A 12,435-nucleotide genomic window follows, 5' to 3' on the forward strand; every position below is an offset into this window, starting at 1 on the left:
CGTGCTCGTACCACTTCCGCGAAGTCCCGCGCGGGACTTCCCGCGGGACCGACTACGCGGGACGGACCGCGCTCCTGAGGTCCGGGACCCGGGTGCGGGTCGTCGTGGGTTACGCGCGCCGTTCCCCGCGCCCCTGAGGCAGCTGCGGTGACCGCGCCCCGAAGGGGCGCGGGGAACTGCGCGATCGGCCACCCACCCCGCCGCGGACGGCTACCTCAGGCGCCGTTCTTGGCGAGGAAGGACAGCAGGTCCTGACGGCTGACCACACCGGTCGGCTTGCCCTCGACCAGCACGATCGCCGCGTCCGCCTTGCCCAGCACGGCCATCAGGTCCGCGACCGGCTCGCCGGAGCCGACCTGCGGCAGCGGCGCGGACATGTGCTTCTCCAGTGGGTCGTCGAGCGAGGCGCTCTTGCTGAACAGCGCGTCCAGCAGCTCGCGCTCCACGACCGAGCCGACGACCTCGGCGGCCATCACGTCCGGGTGGCCGGCGCCGGGCTTGACGACCGGCATCTGCGAGACGCCGTACTCGCGCAGCACCTCGATGGCCTGGCCGACGGTCTCGTCCGGGTGCATGTGGACGAGGGACGGGATGTGGCCGCCCTCCTTGTCGTCCAGGACGTCGGCGACGCGGGCGCTCGGGCCGGAGTCCTCGAGGAAGCCGTAGTCGGCCATCCACTCGTCGTTGAAGATCTTGCTGAGGTAGCCGCGGCCGCTGTCGGGGAGCAGGACGACGACGACGTCGTCCTCGCCGAGCCGGGAGGCCACCTCCAGCGCCGCCACGACCGCCATGCCGCAGGAGCCGCCGACCAGCAGGCCCTCCTCCTTGGCGAGCCGGCGGGTCATCTGGAAGGAGTCCTTGTCGGAGACGGCGACGATCTCGTCCGCGACCTCACGGTCGTAGGCGGTCGGCCAGAAGTCCTCGCCGACGCCTTCCACCAGGTACGGGCGGCCGGAACCGCCGGAGTACACCGAGCCCTCGGGGTCCGCGCCGATGACCTTCACGCGGCCGTCGCTGGCCTCCTTGAGGTAACGGCCGGTGCCGGAGATGGTGCCGCCGGTGCCGACGCCCGTCACGAAGTGGGTGATCTTCCCCTCGGTCTGCTCCCACAGCTCGGGACCGGTGGAGTGGTAGTGCGACAGGGGGTTGTTCGGGTTGGAGTACTGGTCCGGCTTCCAGGCGCCCGGCGTCTCACGGACCAGCCGGTCGGAGACGTTGTAGTACGAGTCGGGGTGCTCGGGGGCCACGGCCGTCGGGCAGACGACGACCTCGGCGCCGTACGCGCGCAGGACGTTGATCTTGTCCGTGGAGACCTTGTCCGGGCAGACGAAGATGCACTTGTAGCCCTTCTGCTGGGCCACGATGGCGAGTCCGACGCCGGTGTTGCCGCTGGTCGGCTCGACGATGGTGCCGCCGGGCCTCAGCTCGCCGCTCTTCTCCGCCGCCTCGATCATGCGCAGGGCGATGCGGTCCTTCACGGAGCCGCCCGGGTTGAAGTACTCCACCTTGGCCAGGACGGTGGCCCTGATGCCCTTGGTCACGCTGTTGAGCCGCACCAGCGGGGTGTTGCCGACGAGGCTGATCATCGAGTCGTGGAATTGCACCGTTGTCTCCGGACTGCTGCAAAAGAGGTGGTCGTGGTGGTGATGCCAGCGTAGGCCCTCCCCGCAGCCCGACCCGGCCGGGTCGTTCACTCCCCGTCGGGATTGGACCACCGTCCGTACGGGGCAAGACCTGGGTGTACGGCTACGAGGAGGTGGCGGCGAGCATGACGGGCATGTCGAGGGCGCGAGTGGCCCGGCGCATCGCGGCCGGCGCCGCGTACGGCGGCGGGGGGATCGGGCTGGCGGGCGCGGCGGCCGTGGGGCTGCTGCTGGCGGAGGCGCAGCTGGCCCGGCGCCGTGTGGGCAACGGCACGACTCCTCACGTGCCCACCTCGGACGGACTGTACGGCGCGTCCTACACGGTGCCAGGTGAGCCGGCGCTGCGGCTGACGATGCTGGGCGACTCCACGGCCGCCGGGCAGGGCGTGCACCGGGCCGGGCAGACGCCGGGCGCGCTGCTCGCCGCCGGGGTGGCGGCGATCGCGGAGCGTCCGGTGGGACTGTCCACGGTCGCGGTGCCCGGGGCCCGCTCGGACGACCTGGACCGGCAGGTGGGTCTGGCGCTGGCGGACCCGTCGCGGGTGCCGGACATCTGCGTGATCATGGTCGGCGCCAACGACGTCACCCACCGCATGCCGGCGACCCGCTCCGTGCGCCACCTCGCCTCGGCGGTGCGCCGGCTGCGGACGGCCGGCGCGGAGGTGGTGGTCGGCACGTGCCCGGATCTCGGCACGATCGAGCCGGTACAGCAGCCGCTGCGCTGGATGGCCCGCCGCGCCTCGCGGCAGCTCGCGGCGGCGCAGACGATCGGCGTGGTCGAGCAGGGCGGGCGCACGGTGTCGCTGGGTGACCTGCTGGGCCCGGAGTTCGCGGCGAACCCGCGGGAGCTGTTCGGCCCGGACAGCTACCACCCGTCGGCGGAGGGGTACGCGACGGCGGCGATGGCGGTGCTGCCGACGGTGTGCGCGGCGCTGGGCCTGTGGCCGGCGGAGGAGGACCGGCCGGACGCCGCCCGCCGCGAGGGCTTCCTGCCGGTGGCACAGGCGGCGGCGGAGGCCGCGTCGGAGGCGGGCACGGAGGTCGCGGCGGCGATGCCGACGGGGCCCCGAGGCGCCTGGGCCCTCCTCAAACGGCGCCGGCGCCGCAGGGTCACGGAATCCGAGCCCGAGCCCTCGACGCAACCGTCGACGTAATCCGGCGGCCTGCGGGCATTCGTGCCGCTGGGGCGGCACGGGTGGGCGCAGGCGGCACGGGCCAAGACGCGCCCGCACCGACCCTCTGCCGCGCAGGGCCCCACACCGCGGTGTACAGCGGTACAGGTGGGCCGACCCGCCCCGGGTCACAAAAAAGCAAGCGCTTAGACAGTTGCGGCCCATCTCACACCCCGACACGCGTGACCACGCGCATACGTACGGGTAACTTCCCAACAGGCGCCGCACCGACCCGCCGGTATGTCCGCCCGCGCCCGCCCGCCGAGCGCAACGCCGTCGCCTCTCACTCTGGAGCCGTGATGCCCGAAGCCGTGATCGTTTCCGCCGCCCGCTCCCCCATCGGCCGCGCCTTCAAGGGCTCGCTCAAGGACCTGCGCCCGGACGACCTGACCGCCACGATCATCCAGGCGGCCCTCGCCAAGGTCCCCGAGCTGGACCCGCGGGACATCGACGACCTGATGCTCGGCTGCGGCCTGCCCGGCGGCGAGCAGGGCAACAACCTCGGCCGGATCGTCGCCGTGCAGATGGGCATGGACCACCTCCCCGGCTGCACGGTCACCCGCTACTGCTCCTCCTCGCTGCAGACCTCCCGCATGGCGCTGCACGCGATCAAGGCCGGAGAGGGCGACGTCTTCATCTCGGCCGGCGTCGAGACGGTCTCGCGCTTCGCGAAGGGCAACTCCGACAGCCTCCCGGACACGCGCAACCCGCTGTTCGCCGAGGCCGAGGCCCGCACCGCCGAGGTCGCCCAGCAGGAGGGCACCACCTGGCACGACCCGCGCGAGGACGGACTGGTCCCCGACCCGTACATCGCGATGGGCCAGACCGCGGAGAACCTCGCCCGCTGGAAGGGCGTCACCCGCCAGGAGATGGACGAGTTCGGCGTCCGCTCGCAGAACCTCGCCGAGGAAGCCATCAAGAACGGCTTCTGGGAGCGCGAGATCACCCCGGTGACACTGCCCGACGGCACGGTCGTCAGCAAGGACGACGGCCCGCGCCCCGGCGTCACCATGGAGGGCGTCTCCGGCCTGAAGCCCGTCTTCCGCCCCGACGGCCTGGTCACCGCCGGCAACTGCTGCCCGCTCAACGACGGCGCCGCCGCGCTCGTCGTCATGAGCGACACCAAGGCCCGCGAGCTGGGCCTGACCCCGCTGGCCCGGATCGTGTCCACCGGCGTCTCGGGCCTCTCCCCGGAGATCATGGGCCTCGGCCCGGTCGAGGCGAGCAAGCAGGCCCTGCAGCGGGCCGGCCTGACCGTCGACGACATCGACCTGTTCGAGATCAACGAGGCGTTCGCCGCCCAGGTGATCCCCTCCTACAAGGACCTGGGCATCCCGCTGGACAAGCTGAACGTCAACGGCGGCGCCATCGCCGTCGGCCACCCCTTCGGCATGACCGGCGCCCGTATCACCGGCACGCTCATCAACTCCCTGCAGTTCCACGACAAGCAGTTCGGTCTGGAGACCATGTGCGTCGGCGGCGGCCAGGGCATGGCGATGGTCGTCGAGCGCCTGAGCTGACCCCGCGTGCCGCTGCGTCACGACGGCGGCACAGGGCGTGAGAGAACGGCCCGGAACCCCCGGCCCCCGGGGTGCCGGGCCGTTCTGTGATCCAAATTCCCCCAGGATGTGACCTACGCCTCCCGGGAGGGGTATCCACGCAGGTCACGGAAGCCGCATCAGGCGTCCACACCCCATCGGACTGTCCGATTCGTGACGTTACGCACTGACAGATGGTTAGTCCGCCCTTCAAGCTGATGTAGGAAGTCGGGGGTCGACTGTGAACCGGGAGTACGTCAGTGAGCGCCATGCCGATCGCCCTGCTGATCACCACGGCAGCCACCGGTGCCGTGGGCGTCGCCGTCCTGCGCAGCGTGCTGGTGCTGCGCCGACAGGTCGCGGCACTGCACACCGAGCTGGCCAGGAGCCGGGCCACGGGCCATGCCCAGGTCCCGCCCGCCCGCTCGGCGGGACCGGACGAGATACGCGCCGCGGTCGCGGAGGCGCTCGCCGAGGAGCGGGAGCGCGAGCTGGCCGAGGCGCGGGCGTTCTGGGCCGCCCAGGAGGCCCGTGACGCCTCCGAAGGACCGTCCCTGCTGGGTCTGCCCGACAGCGAGCTGTTCCTGCCCCGGCAGGCCGATTTCGCGGGCCTGGAGCCGGTCGTCGAGCCCGGCGCCGACATCGAGGAGCACGCCGGGGACTCCCCCGAGCTGGCCGCGGCCCGCCGCCGTCACCCCTCGCACCCGGACTTCGTGCCGCACTCCTCGCCGGTCGTGAGCGACCACGAGCGCACGGTGGAGATCCTGGAGGAGCTGGCGGCCGCGCGCACCGAGCTGACCGACGTCCGTCCGGGCCCGCTGGGCACCCTGGACGTGTACGTCTTCGCCGACGGCACCACGCTGTGCATGACGCCGGGCCACCGCGAGACCGCGGACCGGCTGGCCGAGGCGCTGCGGGCGGGCGAGACCCCGTTCCTGCTGGGCGGCTCCGGCATCTCCGGGGCGTACACGCTGACGTTCTCCTGCGGCGAGGGCAGTGTCTACATCCTCGCGGACCGCGTCATCGCGTCCCTGTAGCACCCGTAGTACTCGTACCCGTAGCGCCCGTGGCCCCCGGCGTTCCGAGGGGCGCTCCCGCACCGCCCGGCGCACGCCCCTCGCCGGGTCACACGCCCGCGCGCTCGCGTGCCTCCTCCACGAGCCGGACGGCTTCGGCCACTTCCTCGTCGCTTTTCAGCACGAGGGCGAAGTCGTGTCCGGCGACGGTGATCTGGTCGGCGGCGGCGAACATGCCGGCGTCCGGCATCTCGCGCGGCTCGGTGCCCGGCTCCTCGACATGCTGGGTGCGCCGCGCCAGCTCCCTGGCCAGGGCGAGCGCCTCGGCCGCCGCCCCCCGCTGCAGCCGGCTCTGCGGCGCGGCCCGCAGACGGTCGGCGAAATGATCCACGGCACGGGTGAAGGGCGTCGTATCAACCACGCGGCGAGCGTACGCGGCGCGGCAGGACTGTTGCCAACGGGCGGGCGCTCGGGCACGGTGACCTGAAGGACCGGCTTGTATCCCAGCGTCCGGAGGCGCCGATGTCCCAAGTCTTCTCCGCAGAGACCCATCGCAACATGCTCGCCCGCATCCCGCACTGCACCGGTCGTGAGATCGCCGACTGGGTGCGCACCGTCGAAGAAGGTCCGGCGCTCGTCCGGTTCGAGGAGAAGGTCAGCTGGCTGAGGCACGAGTACGACCTGGCGTACGGCCACGCCAAGGCGATCGTGCACGAGTACGACCTGCGGAGGGCGGCGCGCAGGCTGCTCTAGCCGGCGCCCGGCCCGTCCCCCGGAACGGACCCGAGACACGGCGAAGGGCCCCGGTGGGAACCGGGGCCCTTCGTCATGCCGTGCGGCGGACGCCGGGGCGTCAGTCGCTGTTGAGGATCGAGATGAGCCGCAGGAACTCGAGGTAGATCCACACCAGCGTCAGCGTGAGGCCGAAGGCGGCGAGCCAGGCCTCCTCGCGCGGGGCGCCGTAGGCGATGCCGTCCTCGACCTGCTTGAAGTCCAGGGCGAGGAAGCAGGCGCCGAGGATGATGCCGACGACGCCGAAGAGGATGCCGAGGGCGCCGCTGCGGAAGCCGAGGCCGTCACCGCCGCCGATCACCGCGAACAGCAGGTTCACGGCCATCAGAAGGATGAAGCCGAGGGCGGCCGCCATCACGAAGCCGTAGAAGCGGCGGTTGACGCGGATCCACCCGGCCTTGTAGGCCACCAGCACACCGGCGAACACCGCCATGGTGCCGAGCACGGCCTGCATGGCCGCGCCGTCGGCGATGCGGTTGTCGACGACGCTGGAGATGACGCCGAGGAACACACCCTCGAAGGCGGCGTAGGTCAGGATGAGCGCGGGCGACGCCTTGCGCTTGAACGCCTGCACGAAGCCCAGGACCATGGCGATCAGCGCGGAGCCGATGCCGATGCCGTAGGACCGGCCGATGTTGGCGTCGTCCACCGGCAGCAGCGCCCAGGCGAGCGCGGCGGTGACGATCAGCACACCGAGCGTGGTGCCCGTGCGCATCACGACGTCGTCGATGGTCATGCGGCCGGCCGCGGCGGGAGCCTGCGGCGGCGCGCCGTACTGCTGCTGCTGCGCGTACGGGTTCTGGGCGTACGGGTTGCCCGTCGGCTGGGCGTACGGGTTGGCCTGCGTGGCGACTGCGGGGCCCCCGGCCTGCGGCGCGGTGTTGAAGCCCGCGTAGCCGTTGTCGCGGCCGAACCCCCGTCGCGAGAAGACCGGGTTACTGCTCCTCATTTCACTCCTCCATGGCCACTCGGTGCGGCCTTGGCTCAAGAGTAATAGGTAGGCAAAGGAAAGACCCTAATGCTTGGGGAGGATCTTTCCCTCGTTGTGCTGCGCAACACGCTACGCGTCCTGGTGATTCCCTTCACGCCAGGTGACGGACCGGTACCGAGCCGGTACCTGCCCGGAACCGGCCGGAGACAGTGATCACCCGAAGGGGAATCCGGTGTAGCCCTCGGCGAGGTCGGCGGCGGCGGACCGGCTGCTGGCGACGCGGTCCAGACGGGCGAGCTGCAGCCGGTCGTCGAAGGCGGTGGCGCCGGGGTCGCGGTGCAGCAGCGCGGTCATGTCGTGGGAGAACCGCTCGGCCTGCCAGACGCGGCGCAGGCAGGTCGCGGAGTAGGCGTCCAGCAGCGCGGGGGAGCCGGTGCGCCGTTCGTGTTCCAGGGCGCGGGCGAGGACCACGACGTCCCCGACGGCGAGGTTGAGGCCCTTGGCTCCGGTCGGCGGCACGATGTGGGCGGCGTCCCCGGCGAGGAAGAGCCGTCCGTACCGCATGGGCTCGTGGACGTAGGAGCGCATCGGGGTGACCGACTTCTGGGTGAGGGGGCCGCGCTCCAGGGTCCAGTCGTCGGCGGTCTCCAGGCGACGGTCCAGCTCGTCCCAGATCTCCTCGTCCGTCCACTCCTCGGCCTTCGTGCCCTCCGGCACCTGGAGGTAGAGGCGGGAGACGGTCGGGGAGCGCATGGACAGCAGGGCGAAGCCGCGGTCGTGGCGGGCGTAGACCAGCTCGTCGTGGGACGGCGGCACGTCGGCGAGGACGCCCAGCCAGGCGTACGGGTGGGCGCGCTCGAAGACGCGGGAGACGGCGGCGGGGACGGCGGCCCGGCACACCCCGTGGAAGCCGTCGCAGCCGGCCACGTAGGCGCACTCCAGCACCTCCTCGCGGCCGTCGCGGCGGAAGCGGATCCGCGGGGCGTCGGTGTCCACGTCCTCCACGGCGAGCACCTCCGCCTCGAAGAGCACGGGGGGACCGTCGGTCTCGGCGAGGGCGATGAGGTCCTTGCAGACCTCGGTCTGGGCGTAGACGGTGACGCGGCGCCCGCCGGTGAGGTCCGGGAAGTCGACGCGGTGGCGGCGCCTGTCGAACCGCAGCTCCATGCCGTCGTGGGGCAGGCCCTCGCGGTCCAGCCGCTCCCCAGCCCCGGCCGCCCTGAGCACGTCGGCGGTGCCCTGCTCCAGCACCCCGGCCCGCTGCCGCCGCTCCACGTGGGCGCGGTCGCGGCACTCCAGGACGACACAGTCGATGCCCGCCAGCCGCAGCAGCCGCGCCAGCGTCAGCCCGGCAGGACCGGCCCCCACGATTCCCACGGTGGTACGCACCGGTCGTCCCCCTTCGCCCGCGGCCGAACGCGAGTTTCCGGGCACGCCCGCCCGGGTGTCAACGGCCGCGCGGGGCGTCCGGGGAGGCCAGGGCGAGCGTGGGGGGCGAGGCGTGGTGGTGCCCGGAGCCGGACTTGAACCGGCACGCCCGCTCAGGGGCAGCGAGGTTTAAGCTCGCCGTGTCTGCATTCCACCATCCGGGCAGGCCGTGGGCTCCGCTTCGCGGTTCCGAGCCTATCGGTGACCCTCCCTCCGCCCGCGGCGGGATGGACCGATCTTGTCTTATTTTATTGGCGCCTGAGGGAGCATCAGACACCGGAAGGCACCGTCAGTACGTGCCACCAGCCTTGCGTGCGACGAGGTCCCCCGCACGCGGAATGACGGAATTTCACCGTCCGGGACAGGGCGCCCCACCCGTTCCGGGGACGACCCGGGTAGGGGTCTCCTGTCATCCCCAGGTATGACCCGGCATCCCGCGCTCCCTCCCGAGTCCCCCCCGGGAACCGGAGCAGCGGTTGACTACGCGGCGGCGAGGCCACGGAAGGATGGTCACGTCCCCGAAACACGCCGTCCTGACAGGAGCTCATCCGTGACCACCGCCCCCCTCGCCGACCGGACCACCACCGTGGCCGCGCGCGCCACGGAGCTGTCGAAGATCTACGGCCAGGGCGAGACCCGGGTCGTCGCGCTGGACCGGGTCTCCGTCGACTTCCGGCAGGCCGAGTTCACCGCGATCATGGGTCCCTCGGGCTCGGGCAAGTCCACGCTGATGCACTGCGTCGCCGGGCTCGACACCTTCTCCTCCGGCTCCGTGCGCATCGGCGACACCGAGCTGGGCGCGCTGAAGGACAAGCAGCTCACGCGGCTGCGCCGGGACAAGATCGGCTTCATCTTCCAGGCGTTCAACCTGCTGCCGACGCTCAACGCCCTGGAGAACATCACGCTCCCCATGGACATCGCGGGCCGCAAGCCCGACAAGGAGTGGCTGGACACCGTGATCCGCATGGTCGGCCTGTCCGACCGGCTGAGCCACCGGCCCGCCCAGCTCTCCGGCGGCCAGCAGCAGCGGGTCGCGGTGGCCCGGGCGCTGGCGTCCCGGCCCGACATCGTCTTCGGCGACGAGCCGACCGGCAACCTCGACTCGCGCTCCGGCGCCGAGGTGCTCGGCTTTCTGCGCAACTCCGTGCGCGAACTGGGCCAGACGGTGGTCATGGTGACCCACGACCCGGTCGCCGCCGCCTACGCGGACCGGGTGGTCTTCCTCGCCGACGGCCGCATCGTCGACGAGCTGCACGGCCCGACGGCCGACTCGGTGCTGGACCGCATGAAGCGCTTCGACGCCAAGGGCCGCACCAGCTGACCCCGGGCCCGCCGCCCGCTCGCCCCTCCCCCGTACCGTCTGGACAGAGAAGACCCATGTTCCGTACCGCCTTGCGCAACGTCTTCGCGCACAAGGCCAGGCTGTTGATGACCGTGCTCGCCGTGATGCTCGGCGTGGCGTTCGTGTCGGGCACCCTGGTCTTCGCGGACACCCTCTCCAACGCCTTCCGCAACCAGTCGGCGAAGAGCTACGACGACGTCGCCGTCGCCGTCACCTCGTACGCCGACCCGGACAACCCCGAGGAGGCCCCCGGCCTGTCCGGCAAGGACCTCGACCGGATCTCCGCCGTGGACGGCGTCGCCGGGGTGTACGGCCGTGTCGAGGGCTTCGCCGGGGTCGCCGACCCCGACGGGAAGCTGATCGGCGTCGGCTGGTCCAACAAGGGCTCCAACTTCGCGCCCGGCGAGAACGGCAAGGACCCCGCGTACACGTTCACCGAGGGCTCCGGCCCGGTGCAGGACGGCCAGATCGCGTTGGACGAGGAGTCCGCGGCCAAGGGCGAGTACGCGGTCGGGGACCGGGTGCGCGTCGCCACCAACGGCCCGGTGAAGGAGTACACCCTCAGCGGTGTGTTCACCACCGAGGACGGCGCCGTCAACGCCGGCGGCAGCCTCGTCCTCTTCAACACCGCCGTCGCCCAGAAGCAGTACCTCGAGCAGGGCTACTTCGAGGACGTCACCGTCGTCGCGGCCCCCGGCGCGGACGACGCCGAGATCCTCGCCGCGGTCGAGCCGCTGCTGCCGGACACGGCGGAGGCGCAGACCGGCAAGGCGCTCGCGGACGAGCAGGCCGACCAGATCGAACAGGGCATGGGCAACCTCAAGCAGGTCCTGCTCGGCTTCGCGGGCATCGCGCTCTTCGTGGGCGTCTTCCTGATCTCCAACACGTTCACGATGCTGGTCGCCCAGCGCACCAAGGAGGTCGCCCTGATGCGCGCGGTCGGCGCGTCCCGCAGGCAGATCACCCGTTCGGTGCTCGCCGAGGCCGCGGTGGTGGGTCTGGTGGCCTCGGCCGTCGGCTTCGTCCTCGGCATCGGTCTGGCCGTCGGACTGCGCTCCGGCATGGCGGCGTTCGACATGAAGATGCCTGACGGCCCGCTGGTCCTGTCCGCCACTCCGGTGATCTCGGCGTTCGCGGTGGGCGTGCTGATCACGGTGTTCGCCGCCTGGCTGCCCGGCCGCAGGGCCGCGAAGATCCCGCCGGTGGCGGCGATGAACAGCGTCCACGCGGTGGCCACCACCAAGTCGCTGGTGCTGCGCAACTCCATCGGCGGGGCCGTCACCGCCCTCGGCGCGGCGGGGATCGTGGCAGGCGCCTCGACCGGCGGCGACGACGGCCGGATGTACATCGGCGCGGGGGCGTTCCTCGCTCTGATCGGCGTGATCATCCTGATCCCGCTGCTGTCCCGGCCCGTGATCGCACTCGTCCGTCCGCTGCTCGTCGGGCCCTTCGGCGTGGCCGGCAAGCTGGCCGGCCAGAACGCGGTCCGCAACCCGCGCCGCACCGGCGCCACCGCCTCGGCGCTGGCGATCGGGCTGACGCTGGTGACCGGCCTGTCGGTGCTCGGCGTCACGGTCGGCACCGCCATCGACAAGATGACCACGGACAACATCAAGGCCGACTACATGGTCTCGATGGCCAACGGAGGCGACCTCGACCGGTCCGCGCTGACCGCGCTGGAGAAGGCCGAAGGCGTCTCGGCGGTCTCGCCGCAGCAGGACGCCTACCTCCAGACCGGTGACGACTACGTCTCCGCCTCCGCGGTCACCCCGGGCGACATCCAGGAGGTCCTGAACGTCGACGTCGTCAGCGGCGACGTCGACTCGCTCGCCGAGGGGCAGATCGCGGTCGCCGAGACCACGGCCGAGAGCAAGGGCTGGAAGCCCGGCGACAACATCCCCTTCACCTTCGCCGACGAGAAGAAGGCGACGCTGACGGTCGGCGCCGTCTACAAGGACAGCGAGTTCCTCTCCCCCGTCCTCGTCGACACCGCCGTGGTGAGCGAGCACGAGGCGAAGCCGTACATCCGGCAGATCTTCGTGAAGGTCGACGGCGGCCAGTCCGCGGCGAACGAGAAGGTCCTCATCGACGCGCTCGGTGACAACCCCGCGATCACCGTCATGGACCGGCAGGACATCCGCGACGAGTTCGGCGGCGCCATCAACACCCTGCTGAACGTCATGTACGGCCTGCTGGCGATGGCTCTGATCATCGCGGTGCTCGGCGTCGTCAACACCCTCGCGATGTCCGTCTTCGAACGGCAGCAGGAGATCGGCATGCTGCGCGCGATCGGTCTGGACCGGCGCCGGGTGAAGCGGATGGTCCGGCTGGAGGCCGTCGTCATCTCGGTTTTCGGCGCGGTGGTCGGCATCGGTCTCGGCACGTTCCTCGGCTGGGCGATCGGCGAGACCGTCGCCGAGGAGATCCCCGGGTACGCGCTGGTCCTGCCCTGGGACCGGATCGGGATCTTCGTGGTGCTGGCCGGACTGGTGGGCGTCCTGGCCGCCCTGTGGCCGGCCCGCAACGCCGCCCGGCTGAACATGCTGAACGCGATCAAGGCGGAGTGACCTCGT

The 12,435-nt window shown here is 71.7% G+C and carries 10 protein-coding genes and 1 tRNA gene; 6 read left to right on the plus strand and 5 right to left on the minus strand.

Annotation, left to right across the window (positions count from 1 at the left end; genetic code table 11):
* Positions 1–215: 215 nt before the first annotated feature.
* Positions 216–1,604 carry a cystathionine beta-synthase gene (locus MTR79_RS30010; protein WP_086699012.1) on the minus strand — a complete coding sequence of 463 codons (1,389 nt, stop codon included), beginning with the start codon at positions 1,602–1,604 and terminating at the stop codon, positions 216–218.
* A 164-nt stretch (positions 1,605–1,768) separates the two neighbouring features.
* Between MTR79_RS30010 and MTR79_RS30015 the strand changes: the two genes are divergently transcribed.
* The 3 genes from MTR79_RS30015 to MTR79_RS30025 all read left to right on the plus strand — a co-directional run bounded on the left by MTR79_RS30015 (position 1,769) and on the right by MTR79_RS30025 (position 5,390).
* The gene (locus tag MTR79_RS30015; protein WP_086699019.1) at positions 1,769–2,797 is read left to right on the plus strand and encodes an SGNH/GDSL hydrolase family protein; all 1,029 of its coding nucleotides are present in this window, start codon (positions 1,769–1,771) and stop codon (positions 2,795–2,797) included.
* A 317-nt stretch (positions 2,798–3,114) separates the two neighbouring features.
* Positions 3,115–4,335, plus strand: a complete 1,221-nt coding sequence (locus MTR79_RS30020) for an acetyl-CoA C-acetyltransferase (protein ID WP_086699011.1) — start codon at positions 3,115–3,117, stop codon at positions 4,333–4,335.
* A gap of 278 nt (positions 4,336–4,613) precedes the next feature.
* On the plus strand, positions 4,614–5,390 hold the full coding sequence (locus MTR79_RS30025) for a hypothetical protein (protein ID WP_086699009.1): 777 nt from the start codon (positions 4,614–4,616) through the stop codon (positions 5,388–5,390).
* Positions 5,391–5,478: 88 nt separating this feature from the next.
* Here the strand turns inward: MTR79_RS30025 and MTR79_RS30030 are convergent, their stop codons facing one another.
* The gene (locus tag MTR79_RS30030) at positions 5,479–5,790 is read right to left on the minus strand and encodes a hypothetical protein (RefSeq protein WP_086699008.1); all 312 of its coding nucleotides are present in this window, start codon (positions 5,788–5,790) and stop codon (positions 5,479–5,481) included.
* Between the two features lie 101 nt (positions 5,791–5,891).
* On the opposite strand from MTR79_RS30030, the gene MTR79_RS30035 reads away from it, so the two are divergent.
* Positions 5,892–6,122: a DUF4287 domain-containing protein gene (locus MTR79_RS30035; RefSeq protein ID WP_086699006.1), complete on the plus strand. Its 231-nt coding sequence runs from the start codon at positions 5,892–5,894 to the stop codon at positions 6,120–6,122.
* Between the two features lie 100 nt (positions 6,123–6,222).
* On the opposite strand, the gene MTR79_RS30040 is transcribed toward MTR79_RS30035, so the two are convergent.
* The 3 genes from MTR79_RS30040 to MTR79_RS30050 all read right to left on the minus strand — a co-directional run bounded on the left by MTR79_RS30040 (position 6,223) and on the right by MTR79_RS30050 (position 8,684).
* Positions 6,223–7,110: a Bax inhibitor-1/YccA family protein gene (locus MTR79_RS30040; protein WP_086699005.1), complete on the minus strand. Its 888-nt coding sequence runs from the start codon at positions 7,108–7,110 to the stop codon at positions 6,223–6,225.
* 195 nt (positions 7,111–7,305) lie between these two features.
* Positions 7,306–8,481, minus strand: coding sequence for a 4-hydroxybenzoate 3-monooxygenase (locus MTR79_RS30045; protein WP_086699003.1), 1,176 nt, complete (start codon positions 8,479–8,481; stop codon positions 7,306–7,308).
* A 116-nt stretch (positions 8,482–8,597) separates the two neighbouring features.
* Positions 8,598–8,684: transfer RNA gene (locus MTR79_RS30050), tRNA-Leu, on the minus strand.
* Between the two features lie 386 nt (positions 8,685–9,070).
* Between MTR79_RS30050 and MTR79_RS30055 the strand changes: the two genes are divergently transcribed.
* Together MTR79_RS30055 and MTR79_RS30060 are read left to right on the plus strand one after the other, a co-directional pair.
* Complete coding sequence (locus tag MTR79_RS30055; RefSeq protein WP_033276177.1) at positions 9,071–9,841, plus strand: ABC transporter ATP-binding protein; 771 nt, start codon at positions 9,071–9,073, stop codon at positions 9,839–9,841.
* A 56-nt stretch (positions 9,842–9,897) separates the two neighbouring features.
* Complete coding sequence (locus MTR79_RS30060) at positions 9,898–12,429, plus strand: ABC transporter permease (protein WP_244792478.1); 2,532 nt, start codon at positions 9,898–9,900, stop codon at positions 12,427–12,429.
* The last annotated feature ends 6 nt before the right edge of the window (positions 12,430–12,435 follow it).

Source organism: Streptomyces sp. BJ20 (assembly GCF_022869105.1).
Taxonomy (GTDB): Bacteria; Actinomycetota; Actinomycetes; order Streptomycetales; family Streptomycetaceae; genus Streptomyces; species Streptomyces griseoincarnatus.

What these genes read in the sequence shown, in the direction of transcription:
- MTR79_RS30020 (WP_086699011.1), top strand. Translation starts at nt 3,115, where the DNA reads ATGCCCGAAGCCGTGATCGTTTCCGCCGCCCGCTCCCCCATCGGCCGC.
- MTR79_RS30040 (WP_086699005.1), bottom strand. Translation starts at nt 7,110, where the DNA reads ATGAGGAGCAGTAACCCGGTCTTCTCGCGACGGGGGTTCGGCCGCGAC.
- MTR79_RS30060 (WP_244792478.1), top strand. Translation starts at nt 9,898, where the DNA reads ATGTTCCGTACCGCCTTGCGCAACGTCTTCGCGCACAAGGCCAGGCTG.
- MTR79_RS30035 (WP_086699006.1), top strand. Translation starts at nt 5,892, where the DNA reads ATGTCCCAAGTCTTCTCCGCAGAGACCCATCGCAACATGCTCGCCCGC.
- MTR79_RS30015 (WP_086699019.1), top strand. Translation starts at nt 1,769, where the DNA reads ATGACGGGCATGTCGAGGGCGCGAGTGGCCCGGCGCATCGCGGCCGGC.